This is a genomic window from Streptomyces sp. WAC05292 (assembly GCF_003949955.1).
Lineage (GTDB): Bacteria > Actinomycetota > Actinomycetes > Streptomycetales > Streptomycetaceae > Streptomyces > Streptomyces globosus.
The window spans coordinates 1-16954 of the sequence record NZ_RPSE01000106.1; the positions used below are offsets into that span (position 1 = coordinate 1).

The 16954-nt window shown below is 74.1% G+C and carries 14 protein-coding genes; 10 read left to right on the top strand and 4 right to left on the bottom strand.

What is annotated here, in order from left to right; all coding sequences use genetic code 11:
- Nucleotides 1-35: 35 nt before the first annotated feature.
- Nucleotides 36-1166 carry a tRNA 2-thiouridine(34) synthase MnmA gene (mnmA, locus tag EF903_RS14400; RefSeq protein WP_125543619.1) on the top strand — a complete coding sequence of 377 codons (1131 nt, stop codon included), beginning with the start codon at nt 36-38 and terminating at the stop codon, nt 1164-1166.
- Nucleotides 1167-1212: 46 nt separating this feature from the next.
- On the opposite strand, the gene EF903_RS14410 is transcribed toward mnmA, so the two are convergent.
- Nucleotides 1213-2133 (bottom strand): NADP-dependent oxidoreductase, encoded by a 921-nt coding sequence (locus EF903_RS14410; protein ID WP_125543620.1) that lies wholly within the window; start codon nt 2131-2133, stop codon nt 1213-1215.
- Nucleotides 2134-2246: 113 nt separating this feature from the next.
- Between EF903_RS14410 and EF903_RS14415 the strand changes: the two genes are divergently transcribed.
- The 9 genes from EF903_RS14415 (at nt 2247) to gatB (ending at nt 13574) form a co-directional block, all read left to right on the top strand.
- Nucleotides 2247-3227, top strand: coding sequence for a GlxA family transcriptional regulator (locus tag EF903_RS14415; protein WP_125543621.1), 981 nt, complete (start codon nt 2247-2249; stop codon nt 3225-3227).
- 103 nt (nt 3228-3330) lie between these two features.
- On the top strand, nt 3331-4020 hold the full coding sequence (locus tag EF903_RS14420; RefSeq protein WP_125543622.1) for an SDR family oxidoreductase: 690 nt from the start codon (nt 3331-3333) through the stop codon (nt 4018-4020).
- Entirely contained in the window at nt 4017-5000 is a 984-nt protein-coding gene (locus tag EF903_RS14425; protein ID WP_125543623.1) for a methionine synthase, read from the top strand. Before EF903_RS14420 ends, EF903_RS14425 begins: the two co-directional genes overlap by 4 nt.
- Before the next feature lie 31 nt (nt 5001-5031).
- Entirely contained in the window at nt 5032-7254 is a 2223-nt protein-coding gene (gene ligA, locus EF903_RS14430) for an NAD-dependent DNA ligase LigA (RefSeq protein ID WP_125543624.1), read from the top strand.
- Between the two features lie 387 nt (nt 7255-7641).
- A complete protein-coding gene (locus EF903_RS14435) occupies nt 7642-9840 on the top strand; it encodes a bifunctional diguanylate cyclase/phosphodiesterase (RefSeq protein WP_125543625.1) in 2199 nt (732 codons plus the stop codon).
- 163 nt (nt 9841-10003) lie between these two features.
- Nucleotides 10004-10300, top strand: coding sequence for an Asp-tRNA(Asn)/Glu-tRNA(Gln) amidotransferase subunit GatC (gene gatC / locus EF903_RS14440; protein WP_114054294.1), 297 nt, complete (start codon nt 10004-10006; stop codon nt 10298-10300).
- Between the two features lie 5 nt (nt 10301-10305).
- Complete coding sequence (gene gatA, locus EF903_RS14445; protein WP_125543626.1) at nt 10306-11805, top strand: Asp-tRNA(Asn)/Glu-tRNA(Gln) amidotransferase subunit GatA; 1500 nt, start codon at nt 10306-10308, stop codon at nt 11803-11805.
- Nucleotides 11802-12050 (top strand): hypothetical protein, encoded by a 249-nt coding sequence (locus EF903_RS14450; RefSeq protein ID WP_114054296.1) that lies wholly within the window; start codon nt 11802-11804, stop codon nt 12048-12050. The genes gatA and EF903_RS14450 overlap by 4 nt, the downstream gene beginning before the upstream one ends.
- A 72-nt stretch (nt 12051-12122) precedes the next feature.
- A complete protein-coding gene (gene gatB, locus EF903_RS14455; protein ID WP_260615289.1) occupies nt 12123-13574 on the top strand; it encodes an Asp-tRNA(Asn)/Glu-tRNA(Gln) amidotransferase subunit GatB in 1452 nt (483 codons plus the stop codon).
- A 101-nt stretch (nt 13575-13675) separates the two neighbouring features.
- Here gatB and EF903_RS14460 read toward each other — a convergent pair whose 3' ends face one another.
- The 3 genes from EF903_RS14460 to EF903_RS14470 all read right to left on the bottom strand — a co-directional run bounded on the left by EF903_RS14460 (nt 13676) and on the right by EF903_RS14470 (nt 16951).
- Entirely contained in the window at nt 13676-14284 is a 609-nt protein-coding gene (locus tag EF903_RS14460) for a GNAT family N-acetyltransferase (protein WP_125543628.1), read from the bottom strand.
- Nucleotides 14281-16344 (bottom strand): penicillin acylase family protein, encoded by a 2064-nt coding sequence (locus tag EF903_RS14465; RefSeq protein ID WP_125543629.1) that lies wholly within the window; start codon nt 16342-16344, stop codon nt 14281-14283. The genes EF903_RS14460 and EF903_RS14465 overlap by 4 nt, the downstream gene beginning before the upstream one ends.
- Nucleotides 16345-16429: 85 nt before the next feature.
- Nucleotides 16430-16951, bottom strand: a complete 522-nt coding sequence (locus tag EF903_RS14470) for a DinB family protein (RefSeq protein ID WP_125543630.1) — start codon at nt 16949-16951, stop codon at nt 16430-16432.
- Nucleotides 16952-16954 lie beyond the last annotated feature (3 nt).

The window sequence follows — 16954 nt, forward strand, 5'->3', positions numbered from 1 at the left end:
ACCCCGCACGGTTCCCCCGTACCCTGGGAAGCGCTATGACTGAGAACCTGCCGCGCCCCGCCCGCCCCCTCCGCGTCCTGGCCGCCATGTCCGGCGGCGTGGACTCCGCCGTCGCCGCCGCCCGCGCGGTCGAAGCCGGGCACGACGTGACCGGTGTCCACCTGGCGCTCTCCGCGAACCCGCAGTCCTTCCGGACCGGCGCGCGCGGCTGCTGCACCATCGAGGACTCCCGGGACGCCCGCCGCGCGGCCGACGTCATCGGCATCCCCTTCTACTGCTGGGACCTCGCCGAGCGCTTCCGCGAGGACGTGGTGGAGGACTTCGTCGCCGAGTACGAGGCGGGCCGCACCCCCAACCCGTGCCTGCGCTGCAACGAGAAGATCAAGTTCGCGGCGCTCCTCGACAAGGCCCTCGCCCTCGGCTTCGACGCGGTCTGCACCGGCCACTACGCGACGGTCGTCGTGAACGAGGACGGCACCCGCGAGCTGCACCGCGCCTCCGACATGGCCAAGGACCAGTCGTACGTCCTCGGCGTCCTCGACGAGAAGCAGCTCGCCCACGCCCTTTTCCCGCTCGGCGACACGATCACCACCAAGGAGGAGATCCGCGCCGAGGCGGAGCGCCGCGGCCTCGCCGTCGCGAAGAAGCCCGACAGCCACGACATCTGCTTCATCGCCGACGGCGACACCCAGGGCTTCCTCGCCAAGCGCCTCGGCCGCGCCGAGGGCGACATCGTCGACGAGTCCGGCGCCAAGGTCGGCACCCACGACGGCGCGTACGGCTTCACCATCGGCCAGCGCAAGGGCCTGCGCATCGGGCACCCCGCCCCCGACGGCAAGCCGCGCTACGTCCTCGACATCTCGCCGGTGGACAACACGGTCACGGTCGGCCCCGCCGAGTCCCTCGACATCGGCGCCCTCACCGCGATCCGCCCCCGCTGGTGCGGCTCCGCACCCGCCGCCCCGGGCACCTACACCGCCCAGCTGCGCGCCCACGGCGGCGAGACCGAGGTCTTCGCCGAGGTCGTCGACGGCGAACTGCGCGTCCGCTTCACCGAGCCGGTCCGCGGTGTGGCGCCCGGCCAGGCGATCGTCCTGTACGACGGCACCCGCGTCGTCGGCTCCGCCACCATCGCCACGACCACCCGCGCCGCCGCCGCGGTGTGACGCCGGGCGGCCGCCCCCGAGACCGCCCCCGCCTCCGCCTCCGGGCTCAGGCCACCGTCAGGACGATCTTGCCGGTGGTGCGGCCCTGCTCGCCGATCTCGTGGGCCTTCGCCGCCTGCTCCAGCGGCAGCACCGTCTCCACCAGCGGCTTGAGCAGGCCCTGCTCCACCAGGGCGGTGATCTCCTCCAGGCCCCTCAGGTCGGGCTCCACGACGACGAAGGAGGCGCGCACCCCGTCGGCTGCGGCCGGGACGTCCGGCCCCGGCAGCGTCACCAGGTGGCCGCCGGGCTTCAGCACCCGCAGGGAGCGCTCCGCGACCTCCCCGCCCAGTGCGTCCAGCACCACGTCCACGTCCGAGACCGCCTCGGCGAAGTCCTCCGTGCGGTAGTCGACCAGCTCGTCCGCGCCGAGCCCGCGCAGCACCCCGTGCTTGGCCGCGCTGGCGGTGCCGATCACGTACGCGCCGCGGGCCTTGGCGATCTGCACCGCCAGGTGGCCGACCCCGCCGGCCGCGGCGTGGACCAGCACCCGCTGCCCGGCCGTGATCCCGGCCGTGTCGACCAGCGCCTGCCAGGCGGTCAGCGCCGCCAGCGGGAGCGCCGCCGCCTGCACGTGGTCCAGGGAAGCCGGCTTGGGGGCGAAATGCCGCGCCGGGGCCGTCACGTACTCCGCGTAGCCGCCCGCCTGCCGGGGGAAGCGGGGCATCCCGTACACCTCGTCGCCCGGCCGGTACAGCGTCACACCCGGCCCGACCGCCTCGACGACGCCCGAGACGTCCCAGCCGACCACCGGGACGCGGTCCCACGCGACGAGGGCGCCACTGGCGCGGGTCTTCCAGTCCACGGGGTTCACGCCGGCCGCGTGCACCCGCACCAGAATCTCGCCCAGCCCCGGCTCGGGCCGGTCGACCTCGGTCTCGGTGAGGACCTCGGGACCGCCCCACTGGCTGACGACGACGGCACGCATGGATGTCTCCTTGTGTCTGTTCCGCACCGGTTTTCCCGGTGGCGGCACCAGCTTCGCCGCCGGCAGGCCCGCACAGTGCTGGCCAGACGGCCACCATGTGACAGAATCCGGCCATGCACCGCGTCGCCGTACTCGCCCTCGAAGGCGTCCCCCCGTTCGAGCTCGGAATCCCCTCCCGGGTGTTCGGCAACGCCTGTGACGACTCCGGGAACGGGCTCTACGAGGTCACCGTCTGCACCGCCGACGGGCAGCCCGTCTCCAGCGACGCAGGGTTCACGATCGGCGTCTCGGCCGGCGCCGAGGCGCTCGAAGCCGCCGACACCGTGGTCATCCCGCCCACACACGCCATGAGCGAGCTCCTCCAAGGCGCGCCCCTGCCGCAGGCGCACGCCGACGCCCTCGCCCGGATCCGCCCCGGCGCCCGGATCGTGTCCATCTGCACCGGCTCGTACGTGCTCGCCGCCGCCGGGATGCTCGACGGGCGGCCCGCGACCACGCACTGGTTCAAAGCGCGGGAGTTCCAGCGGGCCTTCCCGCGCATCAAGCTGGACGAGGACGTCCTCTTCGTCGACGACGGCGACATCCTGACCTCCGCCGGCGTCGCCGCGGGCATCGACCTGTGCCTCTACCTGGTGCGCGCCGACCACGGCACCGCCGTCGCCAACCGCGCCGCCCGGCTGTGCGTCGTCCCGCCGTGGCGCGACGGCGGGCAGGCCCAGTACATCGACAGGCCCGTGCCCGAGCCCACCGTCGCCACCACCACCGAGGCACGCGCCTGGGCCCTGGAGCACCTCGCTGAACCGCTCACGCTGAACCAGCTGGCCGCGCGGGCCGGAATGAGCGTGCGCACCTTCACCCGGCGCTTCCGCGACGAGGTCGGCACGACCCCGGTGCAGTGGCTGACCGCCCAGCGCATCGACCTCGCACGCCACTTGCTGGAATCCAGCGACCTGCCCGTGGACCTCGTCGCACACCGCTCCGGCTTCGGCTCCGCCAACTCCCTGCGCCAACACATGCGCACCTCGCTCGGCACCTCCCCGACCGCCTACCGCCGCACCTTCCGCCCCGGCCCCCGGCCGGCCGTGGCGGCGTGACAGCCCTGCGGGGCCGCATCCCGGACCCGCAGGGCGCCGCCGGCCCCGCCGCGCGGTACCCGGGCGGGCGGGGCGCCGCCGCCGGGGTGCGAGCATGGGCGGTATGCCTACACACCTGATCACCGGGGCCGGGGCCGGTATCGGCGCCGCCGTCGCCGGCCGGCTGCACGCCCGCGGCGACGACCTGATCCTGCTCGCCCGCGACGCCGCCCGCGCCCGGCAGCTCGTCGAGCGCTACCCGGGCGCCCGCACCCTCGTCGGCGACCTCGCCGACCCCGACCGGCTCTCCTGGGCCTTCGACAAGCAGGCGATGCCCGAGCGGCTCGACTCGCTGCTGCACATCGCCGGCATCGTCGACCTCGGGCCCGTCGGCGAGCTGCGCCCCAAGACCTGGCACCAGCAGCTCAACGTCAACCTGATCGCCCCGGCCGAGGTCACCCGGCTCCTCCTGCCGACGCTGCGCGCCTCCAAGGCCACCGTCGTCTTCGTCAACTCCGGCGCGGGCCTGAACGCCCACGCCGACTGGAGCGCGTACGCCGCCTCCAAGCACGGGCTGAAGGCGCTCGCCGACGCGCTGCGCGCCGAGGAGCGCGCCAACGGCGTCCGCGTCACCTCCGTCTACCCCGGTCGCACCGCCACGGCCATGCAGGCCAAGGTGCACTCCCAGGAGGGCAAGGAGTACGACCCCTCCGCCTGGATCGACCCGGAGTCCGTGGCCACCACCATCCTGATGGCCCTCGACCTGCCGCGCGACGCCGAGGTCAACGACCTGACCGTGAGGCCGGGCCGGTGACCGCGAACGCCACCGGGGTCGGCTCCCTTCCCGGCGGCGACGCCCGCGAGGCCGCCAAGACCGCCACCGGCTCCTTCGAGGACTTCCCCTACCTGCCCGAGCTGCCCGCCCGCGGCCCCGGCGCCGACATGATCGGCCGCTCGCTCGGCCTGCTCGTCGACCTGTACGCGCACGTGGAGCCCAGCGGCTGGCGCGTCAGCGACCGCCCCGGCCGCGACACCCGGCGCGCCAGGTCCTGGCTCGGCGAGGACCTCGACGCCCTGGAGGAGTTCACCCAGGGCTACGAGGGGCGCCTCAAGGTGCAGGCCGTCGGCCCGTGGACGCTGGCCGCCGCCCTGGAGCTGCACGGCGGCGAGGCCGCCCTCCAGGACGCCGGCGCCTGCCGGGACCTGGCCGCCTCCCTCGCCGAGGGGCTGCGCGGGCACCTCGCCGACGTCCGCAGGCGGATCCCCGGCGCCGAGGTCGTCCTCCAGTTCGACGAGCCGTCGCTCACCGCCGTCCTCACCGGCCGGGTCCGCACCGCCAGCGGCTACCGGACCTACCGGGCCGTGGACCGGCAGGTCGTCGAGGGGACCCTGCGCGAGCTGTTCGCCGTCCACGACGGGGACGTCGTCGTCCACTCCTGCGCCCCCGGCGTGCCCTTCGACCTGCTCCGCCGCGCCGGCGCCGACGGCATCTCGTTCGATTTCTCGCTGCTCACGGAGCGCGAGGACGAAGCCGTCGGCGAAGCCGTCGAAAGCGGGGTGCGGATCTTCGCCGGAGTGGTGCCGGGCACCGATGCCCCGTTGTCCGACCCGGGCGGTAGCGTCATGGGTGTCAGGAAGCTTTGGCGCAGGCTGGGGCTGGCCCCGGGCACCCTCGCGGAGTCCGTCACGGTCACCCCGTCGTGCGGCCTCGCGGGTGCCTCGCCCGCCTACGCCCGCGCGGCGCAGGCCCACTGCGCCCGCGCGGCGAGGTCGCTCGCCGACAACCCTGAGTGACGAACCGAGACGGGCCACGGGAGGACACGGCATGGCAGCCGAACAGCAGGACACGGCGGTACCGGCGGCGGTGCGCGAGCAGCACGCGCTGCTGGCCGAGCAGGTCGAGGAGCACCGCTTCCGGTACTACGTGAACGACCAGCCGGTCGTCAGCGACGCCGAGTTCGACCGGCTGCTGCGCTCGCTGGAGGCCCTGGAGGAGCAGTACCCGGAGCTGCGCACGCCCGACTCGCCGACCCAGAAGGTGGCCGGGGCGTACGAGACGGACTTCGCGTCCGTCGTGCACCGCGAGCGCATGCTCTCCCTCGACAACGCCTTCGACGACGAGGAGCTGTCCGCCTGGGCGGACCGCGTCGCCCGGGACGTGGGCACCCCCGACTTCCACTACCTGTGCGAGCTCAAGGTGGACGGCCTCGCGGTCAACCTCACCTACGAGAAGGGCCGGCTGACCCGCGCCGCCACCCGCGGCGACGGCCGCACCGGCGAGGACATCACGCCCAACGTCCGCACCATCGCGGAGGTCCCCGACCGCCTCTCCGGCGACCGGATCCCCGACATCGTCGAGATCCGCGGCGAGGTCTTCTTCCCGATGGAGAAGTTCGAGGAGCTCAACGCCCGCCTCGTCGCCGCCGGCGACAAGCCGTTCGCCAACCCGCGCAACGCGGCGGCCGGGTCGCTGCGCCAGAAGGACCCCAAGGTCACCGCGACCCGCCCGCTCCACATGGTGGTGCACGGCATCGGCGCCCGCGAGGGCTTCGAGATCGCCACCCTGTCGCAGGCGTACGGGCTGCTGCGCGAGTGGGGCCTGCCCACCGCCCGGCACAACCGGGTCGTGTCCTCCCTGGCCGAGGTCCGCGAGTTCATCGCCCACTTCGGCGAGCACCGCCACTCCGTGGAGCACGAGATCGACGGCGTCGTCGTCAAGCTCGACGAGATCCCGCTCCAGGGCCGGCTCGGCTCCACGGCGCGCGCCCCGCGCTGGGCCATCGCCTGGAAGTACGCCCCAGAGGAGGTCAACACCAAGCTCGTCGACATCAAGGTCGGCGTCGGCCGCACCGGGCGCGTCACCCCGTACGCGCAGGTGGAGCCCGTCACGGTGGCCGGATCCGAGGTGGAGTTCGCGACGCTGCACAACCAGGAGGTCGTCAAGGCCAAGGGCGTCCTCATCGGCGACACCGTGGTCCTGCGCAAGGCCGGGGACGTCATCCCCGAGATCCTGGGCCCCGTCGTGGACCTGCGTGACGGCACGGAGCGGGAGTTCGTGATGCCCGCCGAGTGCCCCGAGTGCGGGACGCCGCTGCGCGCCATGAAGGAAGGCGACATCGACCTGCGCTGCCCCAACGCGCGGACATGCCCCGCCCAGTTGCGCGAGCGGCTGTTCTACCTCGCGGGCCGGCAGTGCCTCGACATCGAGAACTTCGGCGCCGTCGCCGCGGCCGCGCTCACCAACCCGCTGGAGCCGGCCGAGCCGCCGATGCGCGACGAGGGCGACTTGTTCGACCTCACCATCGAGCAGCTGCTGCCGATCAAGGCGTACGTCCTCGACGCCGACAGCGGGCTGCCCAAGCGCGACCCCAAGACCGGCGAGGAGAAGATCGTCACGGTCTTCGCCAACCAGAAGGGGGAGCCGAAGAAGAACGCCCTGGCGATGCTGGAGAACATCGCCGCGGCGAAGGAGCGGCCCCTGGCCCGCTTCATCAACGGCCTCTCCATCCGGCACGTCGGCCCCGTCGCCGCGGAGGCGCTGGCGCGCGCCTTCCGGTCCGTCGAGCGGATCGAGCAGGCCACCGAGGAGGAGCTGGCCGCCACCGAGGGCGTCGGGCCGATCATCGCGGCCGCCGTCAAGGAGTGGTTCGCGGTCGACTGGCACCAGGAGATCCTGCGCAAGTGGCGGGCCGCCGGCGTCCGCATGGAGGACGAGGGCTCCGGCGAGGACGAGGGTCCGCGCCCGCTCGAAGGCCTCACGGTCGTCGTCACCGGCACCCTGCAGCACCACACCCGCGACGGCGCCAAGGAGGCCCTCCATAGCCGCGGCGCCAAGGTCACCGGCTCCGTCTCGAAGAAGACCTCCTTCGTCGTCGTCGGCGAGAACCCCGGCTCGAAGTACGACAAGGCCGTGCAGTTGAAGCTGCCCGTCCTCGACGAGGCCGGCTTCGCCGTCCTGCTGGAGCAGGGCCCCGACGCGGCGCGCGGGGCCGCGCTCCCGGCCGAGGGCGGGGCGGCGGCGGCCCCGGCGGCCGGACAGGCCGGATAGCACCCCCGGGCCGTCCGCACACCGCAGGCGGCGCCGGCGGACGGACGCGTGGCGTGCGGCCGTGCGGGCGGGCGTGCGCCCGGGGCGACAGCCGGTGGCAAACGGCCGGTACAGGGCTGTTGGCAGGGCGGCGACCTGTCGGATCATCGGACAGGTGAGCCGGGGGTCCTGGTCCCAACTCACCTGTTCGGCGGATACCGTACTGATGAGGATGGCTGGGTCGCGTTCGGGCAACCGCCGCCGACCGCTGCCCCTGGGAGCCTCTCGCGTCCTACTGTTGAGGGGTGCGCCTGTCGTGCACGGCTGCGCGGTGCGATGCCAGCCGTGATGGCATGACATCGGGGCCATCGCGTGACATCGGCACAGCCGGCTGTGAGAGGGACGGGCATGAAACCCACCGATAGCGCCGACCCGTCACCTGATGTCGGCGGGGAGATCCCGCCCATGCGGACGGGACGGCCGGGCGTCCGGCGCGCCAGGACGCCCGACACCCGCCCGCTCGACACGGGGGCGGGACAGCAGGGGGCCGCGCGGCGCACCGTGCTGCCGATCGCGGTGGTCGGCCTGGCCGCCGTCCTCCTCGCGGCAGGCGTCGCCGCGGCGCTGATCGACCGTCAGGCGCTGTTCCCCGGCGGCGCGGTCGGCTGGGCGCTCGCCCTGCTCACCGGCATCATCGTCGGCCACCTGGTCGCCCTCGGCCGCGACCGCTGGTGGGGCGGCACCGGCTCGGGCGCGGCCCTGACCCTCGGCGTGCTCATCCTCTACGGCTGGCTGCCCGCGGGGCTCGTCTCCCTCTCCGTCGTCTCGCTCGTGTGGGCCGCGCGCCGGCACCGCTGGCGGCAGGGGCTGCTGCACGGCGCCGCGGACATCCTCGGCATCGGCGCCGGCGCCCTCGTCCTCGCCGCCTTCGGGGAGGCGCCCACCGTCGAGGCCCCGTGGACGCCGGACACCTGGGGCCTGGAGGCCGCGCCCGAGGTGGTCCTGGTCGCCGTCGCCTACCTGCTGGTCACCCGCCTCCTGCTGTGGTTCGCGCTGGGGCGGCGCGGCGGGGGCCTGCGCACCGCCGCCCGCACGGCCCTGCTGCGGCAGGCCTTAGTCGCGGTCGCCCTGCTCGGCATCGCCCCGCTGATCTGCGTGGTCGCCGTCGCCCAGCCCGTCCTGCTGCCGTTGTTCGCCGTGCCGCTGATCGCCCTGGACTCCACCCTGCGGATCGCCCGCGCACGCGCCGAGGAGCAGCTGCGCGACCCGCTGACCGGGCTGCCGAACCGGCAGTGGCTGCTGGAGCGCACCTGGTCCGCCCTGGACGAGGCGGAACGCCTGGGCACCCGCTCGGCCCTCGTGCTGATCGACCTGGACCGCTTCCGCGCCGTCAACGACACCCTCGGCCACCTGGCCGGGGACCGCCTGCTGCTCCAGATCGCCGAGCGGCTCCACCAGGCCCTGCCCGGGGAGGCGGAGGCCGCCCGGCTCGGCGGCGACGAGTTCGCCGTCCTCCTGCCCGCCGCCGACTCCGCCACCAGCGCCCAGCGCGTCGCCCGGCACCTCGTCGCCGAGCTCAGCTCCCCCCTGGACCTGGACGGCCTCACCCTCGTCCTGGAGGCCAGCGCCGGCCTCGCCGTCTTCCCCGACCACGCGCTCGACGCCGAGGGGCTGCTGCGGCGCGCCGACGTGGCCATGTACCAGGCCAAGCGGGACCGCACCGGGGTGGAGGTGTACGAGTCCAAGCGCGACAGCAACACGCCCGACCGGCTCGGCCTCCTCGGCGACCTGCGCCGCGCCCTCGACGCGGGCGAGGTCGAGCTGCACTACCAGCCGAAGGTCCGCTTCGACGGCCAGGTGGCCGGCCTGGAGGCGCTGGTCCGCTGGGTGCACCCGGAGCGCGGCCGGGTCCCTCCCGACGAGTTCATCGCGATCGCCGAGACCTCCGGGCTGATGCCCCACCTGACCGAGTACGTCCTGGAGACCGCCCTGGCCCAGGTGGCCCGCTGGCGGGCGCAGGGCCTGAAGGTCCCGGTCGCCGTCAACGTCTCGCCGCGCGACGTCCACACCCCCGGCTTCGCCGGGGCCGTCGCGGCCCGCCTCGCCCGGCACGGCGTCCCCGCGAGCGGGCTGCAGCTGGAGATAACGGAACACGTCCTGCTGGAGGACCCGCAGCGGGCCGCCGACACGATGGCCGGCCTGACCGGCCACGGCGTGAAGATGTCGCTGGACGACTTCGGCACCGGCTACTCCTCGCTCGTCCACCTGCGCCGGCTGCCGGTCAGCGAGCTGAAGATCGACCGTTCGTTCGTGGCACGGCTCGCGGTCGACGCGCAGGACGCGGAGATCGTCCGCTGCACCGTCGACCTGGCGCACTCGCTCGGCCTGCTCGTCGTCGCGGAGGGCGTGGAGGACGACGAGACATGGGAGCGGCTGCGGGACCTCGGCTGCGACGCCGTCCAGGGGTGGCTCGTCGCGGCCGCCATGCCGCCGCAGGAGGCCACCGCCTGGCTGCTGGCCCGCGGCGAGCGCGGCTGGCGCCGGCCGGCGGACATCACCCGCGAGCTCTCGCCGGCCCCCGCGCCCGCGGAGTCGCCGGCGCCGTAGCCGGCCCCCGCCGGGCCCCCGGGCCCGGCGGGCCGCCTGCGGCGCGGTCCGCCCGCCAGGGGCCCGGCGGCCGCCCCGGGGGCAAAGGGTGTCGTGGCCCCGGGGCCCGGCCCCATAGGATTGGTGGGAAAACACTCACTCACCACCCCCAGAGGATCGCTGCATGCCTGGCATTTCGCGCGAGGAGGTTGCCCACCTCGCTCGGCTGGCGCGTATGGAACTGTCCGGTGAAGAGCTCGATCACTTCGCCGGACAGCTCGACGACATCATCGGCGCGGTCGCCCGCGTGTCCGAGGTCGCCGACCAAGACGTACCGCCGACCTCCCACCCGCTGCCGCTGACGAACGTCATGCGCGCGGACGAGGTCCGACCGTCGCTCACCCCCGCGCAGGCGCTCTCCGGCGCCCCCGCCCAGGAGCAGCAGCGTTTCAAGGTGCCGCAGATCCTGGGGGAGGACTAATCACCATGGCTGACACGCACATCATCAAGCTCACGGCCGCCCAGACCGCCGAGAAGATCGCCTCCGGCGAGCTGACGGCCGTCGAGGTCGCCGAGGCCCACCTGGCCCGCATCGAGGCGACCGACGAGAAGGTCCACGCCTTCCTCCACGTCGACCGCGAGGGCGCCCTCGCGCAGGCCCGCGCCGTCGACGCGAAGCGCGAGCGCGGCGAGGAGCTCGGCCCGCTGGCCGGCGTCCCGCTCGCCCTCAAGGACATCTTCACCACCGCCGGGGTCCCGACCACCGTCGGCTCGAAGATCCTCGAAGGCTGGATCCCGCCGTACGACGCCACCCTGACGCGCAAGCTGAAGGAAGCCGGCGTCGTCATCCTCGGCAAGACCAACATGGACGAGTTCGCCATGGGCTCCTCCACCGAGAACAGCGCCTACGGCCCCACCGGCAACCCGTGGGACCTCACCCGCATCCCCGGTGGCTCCGGCGGCGGCTCCGCGGCCGCGCTGGCCGCCTACCAGGCGCCCCTCGCCATCGGCACCGACACCGGCGGCTCCATCCGCCAGCCCGCCGCCGTCACCGGCACCGTCGGCGTGAAGCCCACGTACGGCGCGGTCTCCCGCTACGGCATGGTGGCCTTCTCCTCCTCCCTCGACCAGGGCGGCCCGTGCGCCCGCACGGTCCTGGACGCGGCCCTGCTGCACGAGGTGATCGCCGGTCACGACCCGCTGGACTCCACCTCCATCGACGCGCCGGTCCCGCCGGTCGTCGAGGCCGCCCGCAACGGCTCCGTCGCCGGCATGCGCGTCGGCGTGGTCAAGCAGTTCCGCGGCGAGGGCTACCAGGCCGGGGTCGTGCAGCGCTTCGAGGAGTCCGTCGAGCTGCTGCGGGAGCTCGGCGCCGAGATCGTCGAGCTGGACTGCCCGTCCTTCGACCTCGCGATGGCCGCGTACTACCTGATCGCGCCGTCCGAGTGCTCCTCCAACCTGGCCCGCTTCGACGCCATGCGCTACGGCCTGCGCGTCGGCGACGACGGCACGAAGTCCGCCGAGGAGGTCACCGCGCTGACCCGCGACGCCGGCTTCGGCGACGAGGTCAAGCGCCGCGTCATCCTCGGCACGTACGCGCTGAGCTCCGGCTACTACGACGCGTACTACGGCTCGGCCCAGAAGGTCCGCACGCTGATCACCCGGGACTTCGAGAAGTCCTTCGAGCAGGTCGACGTGATCGTCTCCCCGACGACCCCGACCACCGCCTTCGCGATCGGCGAGCGCACCGACGACCCGCTGGCGATGTACCTCGCCGACCTGTGCACCATCCCGACCAACCTGGCCGGCAACGCCGCCATGTCGCTGCCCTGCGGCCTGGCGCCGGAGGACGGCCTGCCGGTCGGGCTGCAGATCATCGCCCCGGCGATGAAGGACGACCGCCTGTACAAGGTCGGTGCCGCCGTCGAGGCCGCCTTCACCGAGCGCTGGGGCCACCCGCTGCTTGAGGAGGCTCCGTCGCTGTGACCGGTAGTAGCGCTCTTTCCAAGGCCAAGGGCTTCAAGAAGTCCAGGTCCGGTACGTACCTGTCGATCGGCACCACCGCCTTCGGTGCCATCGGCGTGATCAAGCAGGCCCGCAAGGCCCGCTCCGAGCAGGACATGCTCAAGCTGGTCGACGCCGCCGTGTCGGCCGCCGCCATCGTCACCGGCCTCGCCATCCTGTACCGCGAGCTCAAGCGCCTCGGCGACGACGACGTCCTGATGGGCTGAGAGGGAAGTTTCACTGTGACCGTCACCGAACTGCTGTCGTACGAGGACGCCCTCGCGTCGTACGACCCCGTCATGGGCCTGGAGGTCCATGTCGAGCTCGGCACGAAGACCAAGATGTTCTGCGGCTGCTCGACCGAGCTGGGCGCCGAGCCCAACTCGCAGACCTGCCCCACCTGTCTCGGCCTGCCCGGCTCGCTGCCCGTCGTCAACGCGATCGGCGTCGAGTCCGCCATCAAGATCGGCCTCGCGCTGAACTGCGAGATCGCCGAATGGTGCCGCTTCGCCCGGAAGAACTACTTCTATCCGGACATGCCGAAGAACTTCCAGACCTCCCAGTACGACGAGCCGATCGCCTACAACGGCTACCTCGACGTGCAGCTGGAGGACGGCGAGGTCTTCCGCGTGGAGATCGAGCGCGCGCACATGGAGGAGGACACCGGCAAGTCGCTGCACGTCGGCGGCGCCACCGGCCGCATCCACGGCGCCTCCCACTCCCTGCTGGACTACAACCGCGCCGGCATCCCGCTGATCGAGATCGTCACCAAGCCGATCGTCGGCGCCGGCTCGCGGGCCCCGGAGGTCGCCAAGGCCTACGTCGCCGAGCTGCGCGAGGTCATCAAGGCGCTCGGCGTCTCCGAGGCCCGCATGGACAAGGGCCAGATGCGCTGCGACGTGAACCTGTCGCTGCGCCCGAACGGCACCGAGGAGTTCGGCACCCGCTCGGAGACGAAGAACGTCAACTCGCTGCGCTCCGTCGAGCGCGCGGCGCGCTTCGAGATCCAGCGCCACGCGGCCGTCCTGAGCAGCGGCGGCACCATCGTCCAGGAGACCCGCCACTTCCACGAGGACGACGGCTCCACGACCTCCGGCCGCATCAAGGACAACGCCGAGGACTACCGGTACTTCCCGGAGCCCGACCTCGTCCCGGTGGCCCCGCCCCGCGAATGGGTCGAGGAGCTGCGCGCCGGCCTGCCCGAGATGCCGCGCGTGCGCCGCAACCGCCTCCGCGAGGAGTGGGGCGTCAGCGAGCACGACATGCAGTCGATCCTCAACGCGGGCGCGGTGGACTCCATCGTCGCCACGATCGAGGAGGGCGCCGACTCGGCCGCCGCCCGCAAGTGGTGGATGGGCGAGCTCGCCCGCAACGCCAACGAGCAGGGCGTCTCCGTCGACGAGCTGCCGATCACCCCGGCGCAGGTCGCGCGGGTCGCGGCGCTGGTCGCGGCCGGCGACCTGAACGACAAGCTGGCGCGCCAGGTCATCGAGGGCGTCCTCGCGGGCGAGGGCACCCCCGACGAGGTCGTCGAGAAGCGCGGCCTGAAGGTCGTCTCGGACGAAGGCGCGCTCGGCGCGGCCGTCGACGAGGCGATCGCGGGCAACCCGGGCATCGCCGACAAGATCCGCGGCGGCAAGGTCGCCGCGGTCGGCGCGCTCGTCGGCGCGGTCATGAAGACCACCCGCGGCCAGGCCGACGCGGCCCGCGTCAAGGAGCTCATCCTGGAGAAGCTCGGCGTCTCCGCCTAGTCGCAGCCGGCGGCCCAGGCCCGCCGCCGTACGCGGAACGGCCCGCACCCCCGGGGGTGCGGGCCGTTCCGCTGCGTTCCGGCCGGGCCGTCACCGGCCCGTCAGCGGGCCGGGGTGCCGGGGGCCTCGTAGAACGCCAGGCGGGCGCGCTTCGCCGGGATGCGGGTCTCCGGCAGCACGATCTCGGGCAGCTCGACCTCCGGGCCGAGGGCGAACCCGGAGCGCTCCAGGCGGGCGATGGCCTTCGCGTTGCGGGCGTCGGGGTCGGCGACGAGGCGGCGCGTGGTCCCGTCGGAGAAGACGAACGCCATGAACGCGCCGATCAGGCGCCCGCTGAAGCCGGGCTCGGCGGCGCCCGCGGCCGGGGCCAGGAGCAGGTGCACGCCGGTGTCGCCGGGCCGGGCCTCGTAGCACTCCGAGACCCGGTCCGCCGTGCACTCGTACGTCTGGAACAGGGCGACGGGCACCCCGTCGCGGCGCGCCAGGAAGGCGTGGTGCGTCGTGCGGCGGTCCAGGTCCTCGTAGACCTCGCGGACGAGGTCGGGGCCGGCCTCCGTCATGCCCCAGAAGCGGGCGCGGTCCTCGCTGACCCAGCGGTGGATCAGCGGGGCGTCGGCGGCCGGGTCGACGGGGGTGAGGGTGACCGTGCCGAAGCCGTCGACGGCCTGCGTGTGGACGGGCCCGCGGGCGGTGGCGGCGGTGGAGGTCATGCGTCTTCCTTGGTGAGGCGGGCCCAGTCGGTGACGACGGGGACGAGTTCGCAGCGCGCCCACAGCGGCAGCTGGTCGCGGTGGTGGGGTGCTCCGGCGACGCCGTCGGCGCCGAGGGGCACGGCCCACAGGCTGTCCTCGCGGCGGCCGAGGTCCCACACGTAGCGGGCGGCCGACGCCCGGCCGCACAGGTCGGTGAAACCGGGGACGGTGGAGGTCGCGTTGACGCAGTCGTGGTCGCCGCCGAGGCCCGGCCACACGGCGTCCGGGTCCGGGAGCGCCGACCACGGCGCGAGGCGGTGCACCTCGGACCAGGGGGTCTCGGGCGCGCCGGCCGCGGCGGTCTCCTCCAGTGCGGCGCGGACGTGCGCGGCCCGGTCCAGGCCGGGGAGCAGCGGCGAGCGCAGCAGGCCCTCCAAGGCGTACCCGATGCGCGGCAGCAGGTACAGCCAGGGGTGGAACACCTCGGGGCCGGACGGCGGCCCCGCCAGGCCCTCCAGGGCCGGGTCGGCGGCGAAGCGGCGTACGACAGCGGCGCGCAGGGCGGCGAACAGGGTGGCGTCGGTGCTGCCGGCGTCCATGCGCCGGTCCCAGGCCAGCAGCCGGCCGCGCAGCGCCCGCGCCGCGGGGGAGAGTCCCTCCGGGGAGGGCAGCAGGGCGAGCAGCGGCTCCGCGGAGGCCAGGTGCGTGTCGGCGTGGATGGCGGCCATGGCCCTCGGGGACCAGTCGGCCGCGCCGGAGAGCAGCTCGCGGATGCGGTCGGCGCGGTGCGGCGGAGCGAACTCCACGCCGAGGGGCGAGGCGATGCCGCGGGCGTTGGCCATCACGGCGAAGCCCTGCACCGGCTCGGAGGGGGTCTGCGCCCAGCCCTGCCAGGCGTGGCGGGCGTCCCAGGCGGGCACGGGCCGCAGCCGGTTCGCGGGGTCGCGCAGCGGGACGGCGCCGGCGACGCGGTGCAGCAGGCCGCCCTCGGAGTCGGCGGCGTGGACGACGTTGACCGGCTCGGCCCAGCCGTCGAGGGCGCGGTCGATGTCGGCCACCGTGCGGGCCCGCAGCAGGGCCGGCAGCACGGCGAAGCCCAGATCCCGGCGGACCCGGGGCGGGTAGCGCAGCGAGAGCGTCCGGTCGGTGCCCTCCTCGCGGATGATGACCGGGCCGCGGGCGGTCTCCAGGACCTCGACCTCCACGGGGTCGGCGCCCGCGACGGCGATGGTCTCGGTGTGCCGGTGGACGGGCTCCCACGTGCCGCCGGGCCCCAGCGCCTCGAATCCGGAGCCGCCGGCCGCCGGGCGGAGGCGCTCCACGTAGAGGTCCTGGTAGTCGGACATCGCGTTGGTGATGGCCCAGGCGGCGGTGCCGGTGTGGCCGAAGTGGGCGAGGCCGGGGATGCCGGGGACGGCGATGCCGACGACGTCGTACTCCGGGCAGGCCAGGCGTATCTGCTGGTAGACGCCCGGCTCCTCGATGATCCGGTGCGGGTCGCCGGCGATGATCGCCGAGCCGGTGGCGGTGCGGTCGCCGGAGGCCATCCAGCCGTTGCTGCCGGCGGCGCCGGGGCCGTCGGTGGCGAAGAGGGTGGCGGCCTCGTCGCCCAGGGCGCGGGCGGCCCGCTCACGCCACAGCTTGGTGGCGAATCCGGCGAACAGGATGTGCGTGGCGATCCAGATGCCGAGCGGGACCCACGGCTCCCAGGGGACGGGGGTGTGGCCGGTGCGGGCGAAGCGCTCGTCGCGGGCGGCGCCCCGGGCCAGGCCGTCGTTGACGCCGTCGACGTACGCCCCGACCCAGGCGGCGGTCTCCGGGTCGAGCGCCTCGTGGCAGCGGCGGGCGGTGTCGTCGAGGCGGCTCTGGCGGGCGAAGCGGTCCCAGGCGAGGGAGTCCGGGCCGAGGAAGGCGGCGCTGGCGCCCTGCGAGCGGTGGCGTTCGACCTCCAGCTGCCAGGCCCGGTCCAGGGCCGTGGCGCGGCCCTGGGCGTAGGCCAGGCGGAGCGGGTCGGGGGCGCGCAGGTGCGGGATGCCCCAGTCGTCCCGGTACAGCTCGAAGTCGTCCGCGTCGCTCACAGGCTCACACTCTTCCCCAAGGCATTAGGTTAGGCTCGCCTAAGTGTAGGGGGGTGGCTGTGGGGGCGGACGCCCGGGTCGGACCTCAGGCCCCGGTGGCGCCGTCAATGGCCTCCCGCAGGAAGTCGGCATGTCCGTTGTGGCGGGCGTACTCGTGGACCATGTGCAGCATGAGCAGCCGCAGCGAGGCCTCCTGTCCCCAACTGCGGACGAACACCGTGACGTCGAGCGACTCGGCCGCCTCCTCCACGCGCCGCGCGTGCGCGACCTCCGCGTGCCACGCGGCGAACGCCTCCCCGCCGCTGCAGCCCTCCGGGTCGTAGGCGGCCTGGAAGTCCCCGCTGTCCGACCACAGGTGCGGCACGTCAGCACCGCCCAGCGTGCGGCGGAACCACTGGCGCTCCACCTCGGCCATGTGGCGGACGAGGCCCATCAGAGACAGGGCCGACGGCGGCATCGAGCGGCGCCGCAGCTGCTCGTCGGTGAGGCCCTCGCACTTCATGGCGAGAGTGGCGCGGTGGTAGTCGAGGCAGGCGCGCAGGGTCTCGCGCTCACCGCCGGTCAGGGGCGGGTCGATGCGTTCCACGGGCGGGTGGTCCTTTCTCATGAC